The organism is Meiothermus cerbereus (assembly GCF_051297115.1).
In the GTDB taxonomy this organism is placed as follows: Bacteria; Deinococcota; Deinococci; order Deinococcales; family Thermaceae; genus Meiothermus; species Meiothermus cerbereus_A.
This window is the reverse complement of the sequence record NZ_JBEVAL010000178.1, coordinates 1-532: the sequence shown is the minus strand read 5'-3', so window position 1 is coordinate 532 and position 532 is coordinate 1. Positions and strand designations below refer to the sequence as shown.

Annotated in this window: 1 protein-coding gene and 1 pseudogene; both read left to right on the top strand. The window is 61.3% G+C overall.

Going from position 1 to position 532, the window contains the following annotated elements; translation table 11 throughout:
• Nucleotides 1–285 (top strand): annotated as a pseudogene (locus ABWU19_RS15050) (hypothetical protein); the annotation flags it as partial.
• Between the two features lie 41 nt (nt 286–326).
• A partial coding sequence (locus tag ABWU19_RS15045; protein WP_435902436.1) for a hypothetical protein occupies nt 327–532 on the top strand: 206 nt, incomplete at its 3' end.

The window sequence follows — 532 nt, the reverse complement described above, 5'->3', positions numbered from 1 at the left end:
CACCTCAAGGGTAGCGCGCGGAGTGGCGTAGGGGATAAAGCCATCGTACTGGTCTCGGCTTATCTGAGCCGGTTGGGGCTGAGCCTGTTGCAGAGCAAAGCGGCCGGAGATGAAGCGGCGGCGGGTCGTGGCTTGATGATGGAGGTGGGGGCTGATCTGGCCGAGGCCAAGATTCCCTGGGTGCTGACCGGGGACGCGGCCCATACGGAGGCCCAGACGGCCCAGGTCGTCTTGCAAAAAGGGGGCACTACTTCCTCCATCTCAAGGACAATCAGGCCGAGCTGAAGGATTGGGCAGCGCACCTGCTGCAGTACCCGCCGGACGATGTGTACTGCTACCATCAGGTACGTAGCGGCGCACTGTGTGTTTGGCGGGTTCGTACCACCGCGCAAATCCCACCTGACCCTGCGCTGGCCTTTCATGGTCTGCAACAGATAGTCGAAATCCACTGCCACAAGACCCACAAACGCATCGGTGAAGTCTGCGAGGAAACCCATCTGGCTATTACCAGCCTCAGCCCTGCCCAGGCGGA